Source organism: Acuticoccus sp. I52.16.1, assembly GCF_022865125.1.
In the GTDB taxonomy this organism is placed as follows: domain Bacteria; phylum Pseudomonadota; class Alphaproteobacteria; order Rhizobiales; family Amorphaceae; genus Acuticoccus.
In genome coordinates, this window is the sequence record NZ_CP094828.1 from 3988112 (window position 1) to 4004555 (window position 16444).

The 16444-nt window shown below is 69.3% G+C and carries 18 protein-coding genes; 9 read left to right on the plus strand and 9 right to left on the minus strand.

What is annotated here, in order from left to right:
- Positions 1-25 precede the first annotated feature (25 nt).
- Entirely contained in the window at positions 26-2248 is a 2223-nt protein-coding gene (locus MRB58_RS17955) for a sodium-translocating pyrophosphatase (RefSeq protein ID WP_244778465.1), read from the plus strand.
- Between the two features lie 174 nt (positions 2249-2422).
- Here MRB58_RS17955 and MRB58_RS17960 read toward each other — a convergent pair whose 3' ends face one another.
- From MRB58_RS17960 to MRB58_RS17970, 3 genes are all read right to left on the minus strand, one after another.
- The gene (locus MRB58_RS17960; RefSeq protein WP_244778466.1) at positions 2423-2776 is read right to left on the minus strand and encodes a hypothetical protein; all 354 of its coding nucleotides are present in this window, start codon (positions 2774-2776) and stop codon (positions 2423-2425) included.
- Between the two features lie 115 nt (positions 2777-2891).
- A complete protein-coding gene (locus tag MRB58_RS17965) occupies positions 2892-5123 on the minus strand; it encodes an RND family transporter (RefSeq protein ID WP_244778467.1) in 2232 nt (743 codons plus the stop codon).
- A 16-nt stretch (positions 5124-5139) separates the two neighbouring features.
- Entirely contained in the window at positions 5140-5619 is a 480-nt protein-coding gene (locus MRB58_RS17970) for an outer membrane protein assembly factor BamE (protein ID WP_244778468.1), read from the minus strand.
- 37 nt (positions 5620-5656) lie between these two features.
- Between MRB58_RS17970 and MRB58_RS17975 the strand changes: the two genes are divergently transcribed.
- The 6 genes from MRB58_RS17975 (at position 5657) to MRB58_RS18000 (ending at position 9827) form a co-directional block, all read left to right on the plus strand.
- Positions 5657-6166 carry a ubiquinol-cytochrome C chaperone family protein gene (locus tag MRB58_RS17975; protein ID WP_244778469.1) on the plus strand — a complete coding sequence of 170 codons (510 nt, stop codon included), beginning with the start codon at positions 5657-5659 and terminating at the stop codon, positions 6164-6166.
- Positions 6163-6678, plus strand: a complete 516-nt coding sequence (locus MRB58_RS17980; RefSeq protein ID WP_244778470.1) for a DUF177 domain-containing protein — start codon at positions 6163-6165, stop codon at positions 6676-6678. The genes MRB58_RS17975 and MRB58_RS17980 overlap by 4 nt, the downstream gene beginning before the upstream one ends.
- A gap of 79 nt (positions 6679-6757) precedes the next feature.
- Positions 6758-7807 carry a phosphate acyltransferase PlsX gene (plsX, locus tag MRB58_RS17985; RefSeq protein WP_244778471.1) on the plus strand — a complete coding sequence of 350 codons (1050 nt, stop codon included), beginning with the start codon at positions 6758-6760 and terminating at the stop codon, positions 7805-7807.
- A gap of 43 nt (positions 7808-7850) precedes the next feature.
- A complete protein-coding gene (locus MRB58_RS17990) occupies positions 7851-8828 on the plus strand; it encodes a beta-ketoacyl-ACP synthase III (RefSeq protein ID WP_244782039.1) in 978 nt (325 codons plus the stop codon).
- 157 nt (positions 8829-8985) lie between these two features.
- Entirely contained in the window at positions 8986-9291 is a 306-nt protein-coding gene (locus tag MRB58_RS17995; protein WP_244778472.1) for an integration host factor subunit alpha, read from the plus strand.
- A gap of 35 nt (positions 9292-9326) precedes the next feature.
- Positions 9327-9827 (plus strand): MerR family transcriptional regulator, encoded by a 501-nt coding sequence (locus MRB58_RS18000; RefSeq protein WP_244778473.1) that lies wholly within the window; start codon positions 9327-9329, stop codon positions 9825-9827.
- 10 nt (positions 9828-9837) lie between these two features.
- Here MRB58_RS18000 and MRB58_RS18005 read toward each other — a convergent pair.
- The 3 genes from MRB58_RS18005 to MRB58_RS18015 form a co-directional block, all read right to left on the minus strand.
- Positions 9838-10604 (minus strand): IS5 family transposase gene (locus tag MRB58_RS18005; RefSeq protein ID WP_244778430.1). Its coding sequence is split into 2 segments (ribosomal slippage): positions 9838-10295 and positions 10295-10604, totalling 768 coding nucleotides; the frame shifts between segments, so codons are not numbered across the junction.
- A gap of 75 nt (positions 10605-10679) precedes the next feature.
- Positions 10680-11213 (minus strand): cell division protein ZapA, encoded by a 534-nt coding sequence (locus MRB58_RS18010; protein ID WP_371747301.1) that lies wholly within the window; start codon positions 11211-11213, stop codon positions 10680-10682.
- Positions 11210-11500, minus strand: coding sequence for a DUF4164 family protein (locus tag MRB58_RS18015; RefSeq protein WP_244778475.1), 291 nt, complete (start codon positions 11498-11500; stop codon positions 11210-11212). The genes MRB58_RS18010 and MRB58_RS18015 overlap by 4 nt, the downstream gene beginning before the upstream one ends.
- Positions 11501-11649: 149 nt before the next feature.
- Between MRB58_RS18015 and tkt the strand changes: the two genes are divergently transcribed.
- Together tkt and MRB58_RS18025 are read left to right on the plus strand one after the other, a co-directional pair.
- Positions 11650-13632: a transketolase gene (gene tkt / locus MRB58_RS18020; protein WP_244778476.1), complete on the plus strand. Its 1983-nt coding sequence runs from the start codon at positions 11650-11652 to the stop codon at positions 13630-13632.
- A gap of 127 nt (positions 13633-13759) precedes the next feature.
- Positions 13760-14500, plus strand: coding sequence for a DUF4396 domain-containing protein (locus tag MRB58_RS18025; protein ID WP_244778477.1), 741 nt, complete (start codon positions 13760-13762; stop codon positions 14498-14500).
- A 36-nt stretch (positions 14501-14536) separates the two neighbouring features.
- Here the strand turns inward: MRB58_RS18025 and leuD are convergent, their stop codons facing one another.
- From leuD to MRB58_RS18040, 3 genes are all read right to left on the minus strand, one after another.
- Positions 14537-15142: a 3-isopropylmalate dehydratase small subunit gene (gene leuD / locus MRB58_RS18030; RefSeq protein WP_244778478.1), complete on the minus strand. Its 606-nt coding sequence runs from the start codon at positions 15140-15142 to the stop codon at positions 14537-14539.
- A 23-nt stretch (positions 15143-15165) separates the two neighbouring features.
- Entirely contained in the window at positions 15166-15717 is a 552-nt protein-coding gene (locus MRB58_RS18035) for a hypothetical protein (protein ID WP_244778479.1), read from the minus strand.
- 87 nt (positions 15718-15804) lie between these two features.
- On the minus strand, positions 15805-16374 hold the full coding sequence (locus MRB58_RS18040) for a peroxidase-related enzyme (protein ID WP_244778480.1): 570 nt from the start codon (positions 16372-16374) through the stop codon (positions 15805-15807).
- Positions 16375-16444 lie beyond the last annotated feature (70 nt).

Sequence of the window (16444 nt, forward strand, 5' to 3'; positions counted from 1 at the left end):
AGGGGCCGCGCGCTGGAGGATTTGAATGAACCCGATCTTGATCGTCATCGCGTGCGGGCTCGTCTCGCTGCTCTATGGTGCATGGGCCATCCGAAGTGTGCTCGCCGCGCCTGCCGGCACGCCGCGGATGCAGGAGATCGCAGGCGCCATCCAGGAGGGCGCCTCGGCCTACCTCGCCCGCCAGTACTTCACGATCGCGGTCGTGGGTGTGGTCATCTTCGCCATCGTCTTCTGGCTTCTGGGCGCGCTCGTCGCGGTGGGCTTCACCATCGGCGCGGTGCTGTCGGGGCTCGCCGGTTACATCGGCATGCTCGTCTCGGTGCGGGCCAACGTGCGCACGGCGCACGCCGCCTCGGTCTCGTTGCAGGGCGGGCTCGACATCGCGTTCAAGTCCGGCGCCGTGACCGGGCTGCTGGTGGCCGGGCTCGCGCTCCTGGGCGTCGCGGTCTACTTCTTCGTGCTGACCGCGGTGATGGGGATCGACCCGACCTCGCGCACCGTGGTGGACGCGCTGGTGGCGCTCGGCTTCGGCGCCTCGCTGATCTCGATCTTCGCGCGCCTGGGCGGCGGCATCTTCACCAAGGGTGCCGATGTCGGCGGCGATCTCGTCGGCAAGGTCGAGGCGGGGATCCCGGAGGACGACCCGCGCAACCCCGCCACCATTGCCGACAACGTGGGCGACAACGTGGGCGACTGCGCCGGCATGGCGGCCGACCTCTTCGAGACGTACGCGGTGACCATCGTGGCGACGATGGTGCTGGCCGCGATCTACTTCGCCGGCACCGAGTTCCTGTCGGCGACGATGCTGTACCCGCTCGCCATCGGCGGCGCCTGCGTCCTGACCTCGATCGCCGGCACCTTCTTCGTCAAGCTCGGCGGCGGCACCAACATCATGGGCGCCCTCTACAAGGGCTTCATCGTGACGGCGGTGCTGTCGCTGATCATCCTGCTGCCGGTGACCTACCTGGTGTTCGGCTCGCTGAACGCCGAGATCACCATCGGCGCCGTGGCCGATGCGGCCGCCACCGCCGCGGGGACCGAGGGGGCGGAGGGCGTCGCCGCCGTCGCCGCCACCGGCGCGCTCACCTTCACCCCGCTCGACCTCTACCTCTGCGGCGTGGCGGGTCTCGTCATCACCGGTCTCATCGTGTGGATCACCGAGTATTACACCGGCGTCGGCTATCGCCCGGTGCGGTCGATCTCCCAGGCGTCGGTCACCGGGCACGGCACCAACGTCATCCAGGGTCTGGCGATCTCGCTGGAGGCGACGGCGCTTCCGGCCCTCGTGATCATCGCCGGTATCATCTTTACTTATTCCATGGCGGGCCTCTTCGGCATCGCGATCGCGGTGTCCACCATGCTCGCGCTTGCCGGTATGGTTGTGGCGCTCGACGCGTTCGGGCCGGTGACGGACAATGCCGGCGGCATCGCCGAGATGGCCGACCTGCCGGAGGACGTGCGCGCCACCACCGACGCGCTGGACGCCGTCGGCAACACCACCAAGGCGGTGACGAAGGGGTACGCCATCGGTTCGGCGGGCCTGGGCGCCCTGGTGCTCTTCGCGGCCTATACCGAGGACCTGAAGTACTTCATCGCCCACTCGGACCAGTACCCCTATTTCCAGGGCGTCACGTCCGAGACGCTGAACTTCTCGCTCGCCAACCCCTACGTGGTGGTCGGGCTGTTCTTCGGCGGGCTGCTGCCGTTCCTCTTCGGTGGCATCGCGATGACCGCCGTCGGCCGCGCGGCGGGCGCGGTGGTGGACGAGGTGCGCCGCCAGTTCCGCGAGAAGCCGGGCATCATGGAAGGCAAGGACCGGCCCGACTATGGCCGCGCCGTGGACATGCTCACCAAGGCGGCGATCCGCGAGATGATCGTCCCCTCGCTGCTCCCGGTGCTGTCGCCCATCGTGGTGTTCTTCGTCATCAACGCGATCGCCGGCAAGGGCGAGGCCTTCGCGGCGACGGGCGCGATGCTGCTCGGCGTGATCGTGACGGGGCTCTTCGTGGCGATCTCGATGACCGCCGGCGGCGGCGCCTGGGACAACGCCAAGAAGTCGTTCGAGGACGGCTTCGTCGACCGGGACGGGGTGAAACACCTCAAGGGCTCGGAGGCGCACAAGGCCTCCGTCACGGGTGACACCGTGGGCGACCCCTACAAGGACACGGCCGGGCCCGCGGTGAACCCGATGATCAAGATCACCAACATCGTCGCGCTGCTGCTGCTGGCGGTGCTGGCGCACCAGTAGGCCGCGCTCGCTCGCGCACGACCGGGCCGCGCGCCGCGTGGCGTCGCGGCTGCGGCGCCATCGCCGCAGCCGGCGGCTCAAAAAAAGAGGGCCGCGCACTCGCCGTGCGCGGCCCTTCCTTCATCCCGGGTGCCGGCCGCCGCGTGCCGCGGCCGGACTCGCCTCGGCGGGGCGTCAGTTGAGCTGGATCGTCAGCCCGTCGCCGGCATCGTTGCGATCGCGGTGGCGCGCATTGCGGGCCTGCTGATCGTCGATCTGGTCTTCCTTGGCGTCGTAGCGATCCTCGACGTCCTCGGCGGCGCGGTAGTTGCCCTTGGACCGCAGGTAGTCGGCGCGGCGATCGCCCTCGGCCTCGACCTGGTCCTCGCGCTGCTGGAGCGCGTCGTTGCGGCGGTCGTAGCGGGCGTCGTCCTGGCGCACGCGGTCGTTGTCGCCGAACTCGATACTGACCTGAGCGGTCGCGGGAGCCACCGCCATACCGGTGCCCATCGTCGCGGCGAGAAGCGCCGCCATCATAGCCTTGGTCATGACTCTCTCCACAAATTCACTGCGGCGGCCGCGGGCCCTGGGCTCGCGCCGCCTTCGGTTGTGGTAACGAAGGCCTCGGCATCATCGTTCCGGACAAAAATCCTGCCCGGCGGCCTCAGCGGCGCCGGCGGCGGGGCCGCTCGCGGTCCACGACGGCCATCAACGCCGGCAACACCACGAGATCGGCCAGCAACGCCGCGGCGAGCGTCAGGGCCGTCAAAATGCCGAAATGTCGGTTGACCAGGAAGCCCGAGACGGCGAACGGCATGAACGAGAGCGCCAGCGCCAGCGTCGTGACGACGACCGCGACACCGACGCGGCGGTAGGTCGCCTCCAGCGCCTCGCGGGGCGGCCGGGTGTCGCGGGCGCGCTCGAGGCCGGCGAGGATGTGCACCGTGTCGTCGACGACGATGCCGTAGGTGAGTGCGCCGACCACGGTGGCCGCGAACGAGACCTCGCGCACCGCGAACCCCCAGGCGCCGAACGCCAGGAGGATCGGGAGGAGGTTGGGGACCAGGCTGACGAGGCCCAGCCGCACGCTGCGCAGCGTCACCATCAGGAGGCCCGAGATCGCCGCCAGCGCCAGCGCCATGCCGAGGATCATCGACCGCGCCGAATTCACCGAGAGTTCCGCCGAGAGCACCGGCAGCCCCGAGACCCGCACGGCGCCGGCGCCGTAGAGCCGCGCCGCCTGCGCTTCCGTCGCCCGCTGGAAGGCGAGGATGTCCTGCGAGGAGACGCCGGCGAGGACCACCGAGAGCCGCTCGTAGCGTGCCGCCGGCCCGAGGAGCCGCGGCCCGCCGGTGGCGGCCAGGCGGTCGGTCGCCGCGGTCACCGCCGCCTTCGCCGGGGTGCCGGGCGCCGGGGCGGTGGCGAGGAGGGCCGCGATGGAATCGACACGGGCGACTTCCGGCCGCGCCTGGAGCCAGGCGGTGAGGTCGCGCCCCGCGGACCGGACAGGCCCGGCGAACACGCCCTCCGGAGCCCCGGCGTCGACCTCGATGTCGACGATGGTGGTGCCGGAGAGCTTGGCCTCGAAGAGGTCGGTGGCGCGGCGCACCTCGTAGCGCGCGTCGAAGTAGTGGGCGAACGTGTCGTTGGCGACGAGGCGGCCGGCCCCCGCCCCCGCCACCGCCGCGACGAGGCCTGCCGCGACGAGCACCACGCGTGCATGCCGGGCCGACGCGCCGGCGAGCGCGCCGATGGCCCGCTCCGCCCCCGCGCGGTGGCGCGCGGCGTTGCGCGGCAGGACCGCCAGCAGCGCCGGCAGCAGCGTGAAGGCGAGGGCGAGCACGCCGACGAGGCCGACCGCGACGACGGTCCCCAGTTGGCGGAAGGGCGGCGATTCGGCGACGTTGAGCAGCAGGAAGGAGACCATCGTCGTCGCCACCGAGAGGACCACGGGCCGTGCGTTCCGGGCGTAGGCGAGGGCGATCGCCGCCTGGCGCGTGGCGCCGCCGCGTATCGCCCCCTGATAGGCCAGCGCGATGTGCAGGACGCTCGCCACCATCAGCCCCATCAAGACCGCCGGCGCCGCACTCGACAGGCCGTTCAGCGGCGTCCCGGTCAGCGCCAGCACGCCGACCGACCCGCCCGTGAGCGCGACCACCACCACCATGATCGCCAAGGTCATCGACAGCGAGCCCACCGCCACGAAGATCAGCGCCGCCAGGATCCCCATCTGCAGGCCGGCATAGCGGTCGACGTCGTCGCGGCTTTCGCGCAGGTAGGCGTCGTCGATGGGGATGCGGCCGGTCTGGATCAGCTCGAAGCCCGGCGCGTCGGCCGCCACCGCGTCGCGCAATGCCCGGTGCGCCGCGGCGATCGCGCGCACGTCCGCCTCCGCCGCCCGGGCGTCCACCACCGCCGCGACGGCCGCGACCGAGCCGTCGGCGGCGACCAGCGGGCGGTTCTCCGGCGCGTCCGCCGCGGCGGCGAACCGCTCGGCCCAGGTGCTCGGCGGGGCATCGTCGCTCGCGGGAGCGTGCGGGGGCGGGGGCGGCGGGAGGGGCGAACGCACCGCGCTGACCTCGGGCCGCGCCGCCGACGCCTCGGCGAGGCGGGCGATGGCGGCGACGCCTTGCGGGGTGAAGACGGTGCCGTCGCGCGGGACCACCAGCGTCACCACCTCCACCGAGCGGCCGAAGCGGGCCTCGATCGCCTCGAAGGCGTCGCGGCTGGGAGTGTCGGCCTCGAAGTAGGTGAGGACGTCGGTGTCGTAGGTCACCCGCTCGGAGGCTGGCAGCGTCACGCCGATGGCGATCGCGCCGAGTGCCAGGATGACGAAGCGCAGGCGGTGGACGACCTGCGCGTAGATCTCCCAGTCGGTGCGAGGCGGACGCGGCATCGGTGGGCGCGCGGGGCTACAGCTCGGGATTGGTGAGGCCGGACAGCACCTGCGACAGGAAGGCCAGGTCCTGGCCCGAGGTTCGCGTCTTGCGCGACAGGTAGTCGAACACCTTGCCGTCCTTCAGGCCGTATTCGGCGATCTGCCGCACACGCCCGTCGTCGTCGAGGTAGACGACGAGGATGCGCCGGTCCTGGACCTTGGTCTTTTGGAAGGCGAAGCTTCGTGCGTCGGTCTGCGAGATGTAGTAGAGGGCTTCGCCGCCGGCGAGGCCGGTGGTGGTGGGCGTGCCGAGCGCCAGGACGGCCTGTTCCTTGGAGGACCCGACTGGGACCTGTTCGAGCTGGTCGGCCGTGATTTTTTGCCCGCGAGTGAACTCCTCGCCCGTGCTACATGCCGTGAGCGCGAGACACACCGCGGCGACGGCGACGAGCGACTTCACCTCGAAACGCCGCGCACCCGACTTATCTGAGGCGCGTAAGGGGTTCTGTGCCATGCTTCGCTTCTTCTTCCGCAACAAGCCCGATCCCGCGGTGCGCCAGCTCTACGATGCAGCCGTGACGCAAGCGCGATCCGCGGTCTTTTACACAAATTATGGCGTGGCCGACACGCTGGACGGTCGCTTCGAGATGATCGTTCTTCACATCAGCCCCTTTATCAACGCCTTAAGGTCGGGTGCGACGATGGGGGTGGACGGACAGGCTCTGTTCGACCATTTCCTGAGTGACATGGAGCAGAACCTGCGCACCATCGGCGTCAGCGATCTGTCCGTTCCGAAGAAGATGAAGAAAATGGGCGCTGCATTTTATGGCCGTTACGAAGCCTATCTCGGTGCGCGTGACGACCGGACCGGCCTCGCCGCCGCGATGGCGCGCAACGTGCTGGACCAGCCGGACCGTCTCGCCTCGCCGCAGGCCTTCGCCCTCGCCGACTATTTTCGCGCGCTGAGCGACATGGCGCCCGAGACCCTCACCGCGACACCCCGCTTCCCCGAGCCGCTGGCCTTCGCGCCGCGCCGCGAGGCCGCCGAGGTCGCATCGTGAGCGCGCGTTTCCATCGCCCCGTCGGCGTGCGGCGCGTCACCACGCCGGACGAAATGACGATCGAGGCGAGTGCCGAGGAGCGTGCCGCGCTCGCCGAGGCGCTCGACATCGTCTCCATCGAGAGCCTGACCGCCGACGTCACCGTGCGTCCGTGGCGCGGCGAGGGCGTGCGTGTCATCGGCACCGTGCGCGGCGACGTCACGCAGGCCTGCGTGGTGACCTTGGAGCCGGTGGCGGGGCACGTCGAGGAGACCTTCGACCGCCGCTTCCATCCCGACGTCGCCGAGAGCGAGGAGGTCGTCGTCGATCCCGATGAGCCCGACCCGCCCGAGCGGCTGGAGGGCCAGGAGGTCGACGTCGGGGCGATCGCGGTCGAACATTTCGCGCTCGGCCTCGACCCCTACCCGCGGGCGCCCGGGGTGGAATTCGAGCTGGAGCCGGACGACGAGGAGGACGCCGAGGAGCCGTCCCCGTTCGCGGTTCTGGCGCAATTGAAGAACAAACCGACTTAGGCGTTTTGTCGGGCGATCACTTCCACTATGGTCCGCGCCGCTGCAATGTGGCGCGGCGACAGGCAGCGAACAGGAACCCATGACCACAGGCGAGATCCGACTGGCTATCGACGCCATGGGGGGCGACGAAGGCCCATCCATGGTGGTGCCGGGCCTCGCGGTCGCGCTGATGCGTTGCCCGGACCTCGCGTTCGAGCTGTTCGGCGACAAGGGCGAGCTGGAGCGGGCCATCGCCAAGCATCCCGAGCTCGCCGCCCGGTCGACCATCCACCACACCGACGTGTCGATCCCGATGGACGCCAAGCCGAGCCAGGCGCTGCGGATGGGGCGGCGGGTCTCGTCGATGTGGCGCGCGCTCGACAGCGTGAAGCAGGGGGACGCGTCGGCCATGGTGTCGGCCGGCAACACCGGCGCGCTGATGGCGATGGCGATCTTCTGCCTGCGCGGCATGGAGGGTGTCGACCGCCCCGCTCTGGCGGCGATCTGGCCCACCATCCGCGGCGAATCGGTGGTGCTCGACGTCGGCGCCTCCATCGGCGTCGATACCAAGAACCTCGTCACCCACGCGATCCTGGGCGCGGCGATGTCGCGCGCCGTCTTCGGCATCGAGATGCCGAAGGTCGGCCTCCTCAACATCGGCGTCGAGGAGGTGAAGGGCCTCGAAGAAGTCCGCGAGGCGGGGCAGATCCTGCGCAACGCGGGCCTTCCGAACCTGCGCTACGAAGGCTTCGTCGAGGGGGACGACATCGGCAAGGGTATCGTCGACGTCGTGGTCACGGAGGGGTTCTCCGGCAACATCGCGCTGAAGACGGCCGAAGGCACCGCGCGACAGCTTGCCGAATATCTTCGCATGTCGATCGGCCGCACATTGCGGGCGCGGATCGGCTATGTGCTCGCAAAACCGGCATTTGCCCGATTGCGCGACAAGATGGACCCGCGCAAAATTAACGGCGCGGTGTTCCTCGGACTGAACGGTCTGGTCATCAAGAGCCACGGCGGGACGGACGAATACGGCTTTGCCAGCGCAGTGGAACTGGCGCACGACATGGTCCGCAACGACCTTCAAGCCCGAATCGCCTCGGACGTGGCAACACTCACGGAGACCAAAGAGCTTGCAAACGCGGGTTGATCGATACGCCGAAGCGGCAGGGGAACGTGCGCACGACGCGAATCTGCGACCGCCTGCGACGCGCGTTGTCGGCGTCGGGTCCGCCTTGCCCGAGCGCGTCGTCACCAACGCCGACCTCGCGACCATGGTCGACACGTCCGACGAGTGGATCGTGTCGCGCACCGGGATCGAGCAACGCTGCATCGCCGCCGAGGGGGAATACACCTCCGACCTCGCCGAGCGGGCCGCCCGTGCGGCGCTGGCGAGCGCGGGCTGCTCCTGCGACGACATCGACCTCATCGTGCTCGCCACCGCGACGCCGGACAACACCTTCCCCTCGACCGCCGTCTCGGTGCAGCACCGGCTCGGCATCACCAAGGGCGCGGCGTTCGACGTGGCGGCGGTCTGCTCGGGTTTCGTCTTCGCGCTGACGACCGCGGATGCGCTGATCGCCCAGGGCATCGCCAAGCGCGCATTGGTGATCGGCGCGGAGACCTTCTCGCGCATCCTCGATTGGGAGGACCGCACCACGTGCGTGCTCTTCGGCGACGGAGCCGGCGCCGTGGTGCTGGAATCGGCCGAGGGCGGGGGCGACGACCCGTCGCGCGGGATCATCGCCTCCTGCCTGCGCTCCGACGGCGCGCATAAGGAGAAGCTCTTCGTCGACGGTGGCCCGTCCACCACGCAGACGGTCGGTCACCTGCGCATGCGCGGGCAGGAGGTCTTCCGCTTCGCCGTCTCGGCGACGGTGGACGTGGTGGAGGACGTCTTCGCCAAGGCCGACGTCACCGCGGCCGAGATCGACTGGTTCGTACCCCATCAGGCCAACAAGCGCATCATCGATTCCAGCGCCCGCAAGCTCGGGATCGCGCCGGAGAAGGTGATCTTGACCGTTCAGCACCACGGCAACACGTCCGCCGCGTCGATCCCGCTGGCGCTCGCCGAGGCGGCCGGCGACGGACGCATCAAGCGCGGCGATCTGGTGCTGCTGGAGGCGATGGGCGGCGGGTTCACATGGGGCGCGACTCTGGTTCGTTGGTAGTCGAACCGGGTTCTCCATAAGAAAACTTTATCGCCCAATGCGATGCTGACTCGTTGACCCGAACACACGGAGCACTTTAGCTTACCTCCCTGTAACAAATAGAGCAGCCGCCAGGACATCAGACGCTTGCGCGGCGCCAGGAATCGATCGGGGAGCCATGGGACGCACGATTACCCGCGCGGACCTTGCCAACGCTGTGTGCAGCAAGGTGAACGTCTCGCGTGCAGAGGCGGCAGAGCTTATCGACCAGATCATCGAGGAGATCGTCTCTGCGCTGGAACGCGGGGAGTCGGTCCGTATGTCCTCGTTCGGCGCCTTCGAGGTGCGCCAAAAGAAGGAGCGCGTCGGGCGCAATCCGAAGACCGGAGAAGAGGTGCCGATCGAGCAACGCTCGGTGGTGACCTTCCGTCCCAGCGATGTCTTGAAGCGATATATTAACGAGCAGGCTGGCAACAGATTGTAGCGCCGCAGGCTCGCGGCGCCCGAGGGAGGCGCCGGGTGGCAAGCGCGGGTGCGGCACACAACGTGGACGACGGGGCCGAGGACGACGATGATGGTCGCGGCCTGATCGACGCGGTGCGGCTTGCCGACGAGGTGGGCGTCCCGGCCTCGGTTCTGACCTATCTCGAAGCGCGGCTCCCCGGCGTCCACTCCATCGCCGACGGCCGGCGCCGGCTCTACCGCCCGGCCGACGCGGAGCTGCTCGCCGGTTGCGCCGAGCTGCTCTACGGCGAGGGCCGCTCTTTCCGCGAAGTCATGGGTTACCTGCGCTCCGGCCGCGCCAAGGCCGTCGCCAAACGCGGGCGGGCGCTGCTGCGCCACGTCGAGCCGGCGGCGGTGGCCGAGGTCGCCGCGCCGCCCCGCGCGATCCCGGCCGACGCGCTGGTGAGTCACCGCGGCCGTCCGGTGCCGCCGCAGCCTCGCGCCACCGGCACCGACCCCACCGCCATCCTCTCCGAGCTGATCGAGTGTGTCCGCATCCTGGAGGGGGCGCGGTAGATCGCGCCGCCTAGGTCGTGGACTCATGGTGTCGTAGCCATAGGCGGGTCGATGCCAAGGCGACGGCGGCCATGAAGTTTCGGGCGAGTTTGTCGAATCGGGTGGCAATGCGGCGGAAGTGCTTCAGCTTGTTGAAGTACCGCTCGACGAGGTTGCGCAGCCGATAGAGCGGTGGTGCAACGGTGCGCATAACACGAACGTTGCGCTGGCTCGGGATGTGGGCGGTGGCGCCTCTGGCCGCACACCATTCGATCAGCGCCTTGGCGCTGTAGCCGCGGTCGGCCACGATGTCCGGTGCGAGTGGGAGCCCGTCGAGGAGGATCGGCGCTGTTGTCTTGTCGGAGGCCTGACCAGCCGTGATTACGAAGCGGATCGGCAGGCCCCGCTCGTTGACGACGGCGTGGAGTTTGGTCGTCAGTCCTCCACGAGAACGGCCAATGGCGTGATCCGGGCCCCCTTTTTTCCGCCGGCTGCGTGCTGGTGAGCCTTCACGATGGAGCTGTCGATGAGCTGGAGCGCGGCCGGCTCTTCTCGAGCAAGTGCCTCGAACACCACCAGCCATACGCCGCGCTTGGCCCATCTGTTGAAGCGATTGTAGACCGTCGTCGATGGGCCATAGCGCGCCGGCAAGTCGCGCCACGGTGACCCGGTCCGCAACACCCAGAAGATGCCGTTGAGGACACGCCGGTCGTCCACACGCTGCTTTCCGGCCGGCGCCGGCGGCAACAGCGGCTCGATGATCGACCATTCCACTTCGCTCAGATCGTAACGTGCCACGCCCCAACTCCTGACTGACAGGAGATTGAATCATGGGCGCGACCATTTGAGAATCCCGGACCATGAGTTCACGACCTAGCTGCGCCGGGCGAAGCTGGGGGCGCTGGGGCCCGTGGCGGACGGGTCGTCCGGAGCGGGCTCCTCGGGGGAGGGCGCGTCGTCGGGCGGCGCGATCGGCGTGCGGCGCACCACGCGGCTGAAGCTGGCGCTCGCCGCATCCGCGGACGCTGTCTGCGATTGGGAGCTGCGCACCTGGCCGGTGAACTCCGCGGTCAGCCGCTCGATCGCCTCGGTGGCGGCGTCGATGCGTGCGATCAGCGGCTCGTCGTCGGCCTCGGCGGTGAGGGCGGCGCGCTCGCGCGCGCGCTCCAGACGGACGTTTTCCTCGCTGAGGGTGGCGATCTTCTCCTCGGCGCTCTTTAGCCGGTCGAGCATCGTCAACGCGGCCATCACCGCGATGCGCCGGTCGCCGATCTCGCCGATGCGCCCCTTCAGCGCGCGAATCGTCCCGTCCAGCTCGTGCGCCAGGGCCTCGACCCGCGCCTCCTCGCCCGGGTCGCACGACATGCGGTAGGTGTGGCCGTCGATCTCGACCCGAACCTGGCTCAGCGCTGCTCCTCCCCGTCACCCAGGGTGTGCGGCGCACCACCGGGCGGGGCGGCGGACATGCGCCGGACGCGTTCCATCACCTTCACCAGCCGCGCGGCGACCTCCTGGTTGGCCTGGTGCAGCCGGTCGGCCCGCGCTTCGGCGGCGTCGAGCTTGTTGGCGAGGGTGGCGCGGTCGCTCTCCAGGCGCGCATTGTCGTCCTTCAGCGCGCTCACGGTGCCGCCCGCGTCGGTCTTCAGCGCGGCCGCGGCTTCCAGCCGCACGAGGGCGGCTTCGAGCCTCGCCAAGGCTTGACTGGTCCTCAATCCAGCGATCGTCGGCCCCCCTTATTTCACACCCTCAGCAGAATTGTGGCCGATGGGTTTTGCGCCGCCCCCGACTCGTGCGCTATGTGGGCGCCCCAAACAACAAGAACCTAGCCCTTCGAGTGTCTCAGATGGTGGATGTGGACAAGCTCAAACCGATGGCGAACGCGTTGCGGATGCTGTCCGTCGACGCGGTGGAGGCGGCCAAATCAGGCCACCCCGGATTGCCCATGGGGGCGGCGGACCTCGTTACCGCGCTCTTCATGCGCCATATCCGCATAGACCCGGCGGATCCGGACTGGCCCAATCGCGACCGCTTCGTGCTGTCGGCGGGCCACGGCTCGATGCTGCTCTATTCGCTGTATCATCTCCTCGGCTACGAGGACTTCACGATCGACCAGCTGAAGCGCTTCCGCCAGCTCGGCTCGATCACCGCCGGTCACCCCGAATACGGCCACGGCAAGGGAATCGAGACGACCACCGGCCCGCTGGGGCAGGGTCTCGCGACGTCGATCGGCATGGCGCTGGGCGAGCGGCTGCTCAACGCCCAGTTCGGCGACCAGGTGGTCGACCACCGGACCTTCGTGCTCGCCTCCGACGGCGATCTGATGGAGGGCGTCTCGCACGAGGCGATCTCGCTGGCGGGGCACATGCGCCTCTCCAAGCTGACCGTCATCTACGACGACAACGAAATTTCGATCGACGGGCCGTTGAAGATCGCCGAGACCGGCGACGTGGTGCGCCGGTTCGAGGCCGCCGGCTGGCGCGCCGAGCGGATCGACGGGCACGACTTCGGCGCCATCGACGCGGCGCTGACCCGCGCGGCCCAGTCCGACCGTCCGTCGCTGATCGCGGCGCGCACCGTCATCGGCTTCGGCGCGCCCAACAAGGCGGGCACCGCGGGCGTGCACGGCTCGCCGCTCGGCACGGCCGAGACGCTGGCCACGCGCAGCGCGCTGGGGTGGACGGCCGGCCCCTTCGAGGTGCCGGAGGACATCCGCGATTCGTGGCGCATCGTCGGCCTGCGGTCGGCCCAGGCGCACCGCGAGTGGCGCACCCGTTACGAGGCGATGGACGCCGAGCGCCGCGCCGAGTTCGACCGGCGCATGCGCGGCGACCTGCCGAGCGACTTCGCCCCGGCGATGACGCGCCTGCGCCAGGCCCTGCTGGCCGAGCGCCCCGCCATGGCGACCCGCAAGGCGTCCGAGCGCGCGCTCAACACCGTCAATGCGGTGCTGCCCGAGACCGTCGGCGGGTCGGCCGACCTCACCGGCTCCAACAACACCAAGACCGACCATGTGGCCCCGATCGCCCCGGGCGACTTCGCCGGCCGCTACGTCCATTGGGGCGTGCGCGAGTTCGGCATGGCGGCGGCGATGAACGGGCTGGCGCTGAGCGGCGGCATCCTGCCCTACGGCGGCACGTTCCTGTGCTTCTCGGACTATTCGCGCCCGGCGCTGCGGCTCGGGGCGCTGATGGGCACGCGCGTCGTCCACGTCATGACGCACGATTCGATCGGCCTGGGCGAAGACGGCCCGACGCACCAGCCGGTCGAGCATCTGGCCGCGCTGCGGGCGATACCGGGCCTTTTGGTGCTGCGCCCGGCGGACGCGGTGGAGACGGCCGAGGCGTGGGAGATCGCCTGCGAATACAAGGGTCCCTCGGTGCTGGTGCTGACGCGTCAGAACCTGCCGGTGCATTCGCCCGGCCCGGCGACGCAGAACCACTCGCGCCGCGGCGCCTACCGCATCCTGACCACGCAGAAGGCCGAGGTGACGCTGTTCGCCTCCGGCTCCGAGGTGGAGATCGCGGTGGAGGCGGCGCAGAGCCTGATCGCCGAGGGGATCCCGACCGATGTCGTCAGTGTCCCGTCGTTCGAGCTCTTCTTCCAGCAGGACGAGGACTACATCGACTCCATCACCGGTGGCAGCACGGTGAAGGTCGCCGTCGAGGCGGCGATCCGCCAGGGGTGGGACGCGCTCATCGGACGCAAGGGCGGCTTCGTCGGCATGACCGGCTTCGGCGCATCGGGCCCCTACAAGGAGCTGTACCAGCACTTCGGCATCACCCCGAAGGCGGTCGCCGACAAGGCCAAGGCGCTCCTCGGCGCCTGAGGCGGACGGGGCGGCGCCCGGCCGCCCCGCTATGCGTTCGGCAGGACGCGGGCCCGCGGCAGGCGGGCGGAACATCCGCGATGTCCACGGGTTGGCCTCACGTTGCGACGACGGGAGGCCCCCGACCATGATACCCGACTGGCTTCACATCCTCTCCATCGCGTCGCTGCTCGTGGCGATGCTGGCGGCGGTGGCGATCGCGCTGGACGTGCGCCGCGATCCGCAGCCCATGTGGATCATGAACCTCGTCTGGCCGCTGACGGCGCTGTTCGCGGGGCCGCTGGCGCTGGCGTTCTATTTCACCGCCGGCAAGGGCGGCACCATGAGCGCCCACCATCGAGGCGGGCACGCGCACAGCGGATCCGGCACCGACGAAGGCGGCGAGACGCCGTTTCCCACCGCCGTCGCGAAGGGCACGCTGCACTGCGGCAGCGGCTGCACGCTGGGTGACATCATCGCCGAATGGCTGGCTTTCTTCGTGCCGGCGGTGGCGGTCTGGTTCGGCTGGCAGTGGCTCTTCGCGGACAAGATCTTCGCCGTGTGGGTGCTGGACTTCGTCCTCGCCTTCCTCTTCGGCGTCGCCTTCCAGTACTTCTCGATCAAGCCGATGCGCGACCTGACGCCCCGCGCCGCGCTCGTCGCGGCGGTGAAGGCCGACGCGCTGTCGCTGACGGCGTGGCAGGTGGGCATGTACGGGGCGATGGCCCTGGCGCACTTCGTGCTGTTCCAGCGCGTGCTGGGCGCCTCGCTCGAGGTCCCCAGCGTCGAGTTCTGGTTCGTGATGCAGCTGGCGATGCTGTGCGGCTTCGTCACCGCCTATCCGGTGAACTGGTGGCTCGTCCGGCGGGGCATCAAGGAGCGCATGTAGCCGAGGCGCGCACGCCTCGGCGGCCGGGCGCCGGGATCAGATCCAGGGGCGCGACTGGGCGAGCGTCTGCTCGTGGGCGGAGACGCTGGGGGCCTTCTGCATCGTCAGGCCGATCTCGTCGAGCCCCTCGACCAGCATGTGCTTGAGGCCCTGGTCGATCTCGAAGTGGACCGGCTCGCCGTCGGCCCCGGCGATGGTCTGGTTCGGCAGGTCGACGGTAAGGGTGGCGTTGGCGCCGCGCTCGGCGTGGGCCATCAGGCGCTCCAGCTCGTCGGGCGACACCTTCACCGGAAGCAGCCCGTTCTTGAAGCAGTTCTGGTAGAAGATGTCCGCGAACGAGGTGGAGATCACGCAGCGGATCCCTCGGTCGAGCAAGGCCCAGGGCGCATGCTCGCGCGAGGACCCGCAACCGAAGTTGTCGCCCGCCACGAGGATCTCGGCGTTCTCATATTGCGGCTTGTTGAGCGGGAAGTTCGGGTCCGGGTTGCCGTCGTCGTCGCGCGAGATCTCGGCGAAGAGGCCCCGGCCGAGGCCCGTCCGCTTGATCGTCTTCAGGTAGTTCTTCGGGATGATCATGTCGGTGTCGACGTTGATCATCGGCAGCGGTGCGGCGACCGCCGTCAGTGTCTTGAATGGCTCCATTGCGTCTCCCTCCGGGCGCTCCCTTATTGCGATGCGGCGCCGTCCAGCGCGCTTTGGAGCTTCTCTATATCGTCTTCCAGCTGCGTGCGCAGGGTGTTGATGCGATCCAGCGACGCGGACGCCTGATCGAGCTGCGTTCCGGCCGAATCGAGGCTGCTGGCGAAGCGCGAGGCGACCTCCGAGCCGGCGCTGTCGCCGGCGGCGCCGCCGGTGGGCGCCACCACCTGGCCGAGCCCGTCGAGCGCGAGGCGCATCGAGTTGACGACGCGGGTGAGGCTGGTGACCGCCTCGGAGTTGATGATGCTGAGCTGCGCGGCGCCCTTGGCGACATCCGCGGCGAGGAGGGCGGGGTCGTTCGCCCCCATCTCCGGCTCCGGCGGGGTGACCTTGCCGATCAGGATGGGCGACGTCGTCATCAACCCGCCGAACAGCAGCGCGACGATCACCCCCCCGGTCATCCCGCGGAAGATGCCGATGAGGAGGCCGCCCACGATGATGGCGCAGCCGGCCAGGACCGGAATGAGAAGGTCGGGATCCTGAGCGAGGAAATCGTTGATGAGCTGCTCGATATCCACCGGGTCTCTCCCAAAATGTCGAATCGTCCGCTGCTCATGCAGCAGTTGCGCAAACGATACCAGATGCTTTCGGCCCGTTGGGCCGGATCACCGCGCGATCCCATAATATTCATCGTTGGGCCGCATCGCAGTGGCGCTCGCCACGCGGTTCGTCATGTTGAAGAAGGCCGCGACGGCGGCGATGTCCCAGATCTCGCGGTCGGTGAAGCCGACATCGTGCAGGGCCTGGGTGTCGGCCGGCTCCATCGCGTCGGGTGTCAGCGTCAGCTTCCAGGCGTAGGCCAACATGGCGCGCCGGCGCGGTTCCAGCGGGGCGTGGCGCCAGTTGGCGGCCAGCGTGTCGCCCAGCTTCGGGTCGCCCGACAATTCGCGGACCGCCGCCCCGTGCGCGACCAGGCAATAGTGGCAGCGGTTGGCGCAGGAGACCACCACCGCGATCATCTCGCGCTCCAGCTTGGTGAGGTCTGACGCCCCGAGCATCAGATCGTTATAGAGTTCGGTGAAGCAGCGGAGCTTCGTCTCGTCGAACGCATAGGCCCGCAGGACGTTGGGGAGGAGGCCGAGCTTTTCGCGGCACTTGGCGAAATAGGCCTCGGTTTCAGCCGACAAGGCTGGGGCTGGCAAATCCAGCGATATCACCGGTTCTTCATGTGACATGGCTAAGGGGGTCCCTGGCGTCATGTGATTTTTGGGGGACTGGACACACGCGGCGCGACTGTCAATGTGC

What these genes read in the sequence shown, in the direction of transcription:
- MRB58_RS17955 (WP_244778465.1), top strand. Translation starts at nt 26, where the DNA reads ATGAACCCGATCTTGATCGTCATCGCGTGCGGGCTCGTCTCGCTGCTC.
- MRB58_RS17960 (WP_244778466.1), bottom strand. Translation starts at nt 2,776, where the DNA reads ATGACCAAGGCTATGATGGCGGCGCTTCTCGCCGCGACGATGGGCACC.
- MRB58_RS17965 (WP_244778467.1), bottom strand. Translation starts at nt 5,123, where the DNA reads ATGCCGCGTCCGCCTCGCACCGACTGGGAGATCTACGCGCAGGTCGTC.
- MRB58_RS17970 (WP_244778468.1), bottom strand. Translation starts at nt 5,619, where the DNA reads ATGGCACAGAACCCCTTACGCGCCTCAGATAAGTCGGGTGCGCGGCGT.
- plsX (WP_244778471.1), top strand. Translation starts at nt 6,758, where the DNA reads ATGACCACAGGCGAGATCCGACTGGCTATCGACGCCATGGGGGGCGAC.
- MRB58_RS17995 (WP_244778472.1), top strand. Translation starts at nt 8,986, where the DNA reads ATGGGACGCACGATTACCCGCGCGGACCTTGCCAACGCTGTGTGCAGC.
- tkt (WP_244778476.1), top strand. Translation starts at nt 11,650, where the DNA reads ATGGTGGATGTGGACAAGCTCAAACCGATGGCGAACGCGTTGCGGATG.
- MRB58_RS18025 (WP_244778477.1), top strand. Translation starts at nt 13,760, where the DNA reads ATGATACCCGACTGGCTTCACATCCTCTCCATCGCGTCGCTGCTCGTG.
- leuD (WP_244778478.1), bottom strand. Translation starts at nt 15,142, where the DNA reads ATGGAGCCATTCAAGACACTGACGGCGGTCGCCGCACCGCTGCCGATG.
- MRB58_RS18040 (WP_244778480.1), bottom strand. Translation starts at nt 16,374, where the DNA reads ATGTCACATGAAGAACCGGTGATATCGCTGGATTTGCCAGCCCCAGCC.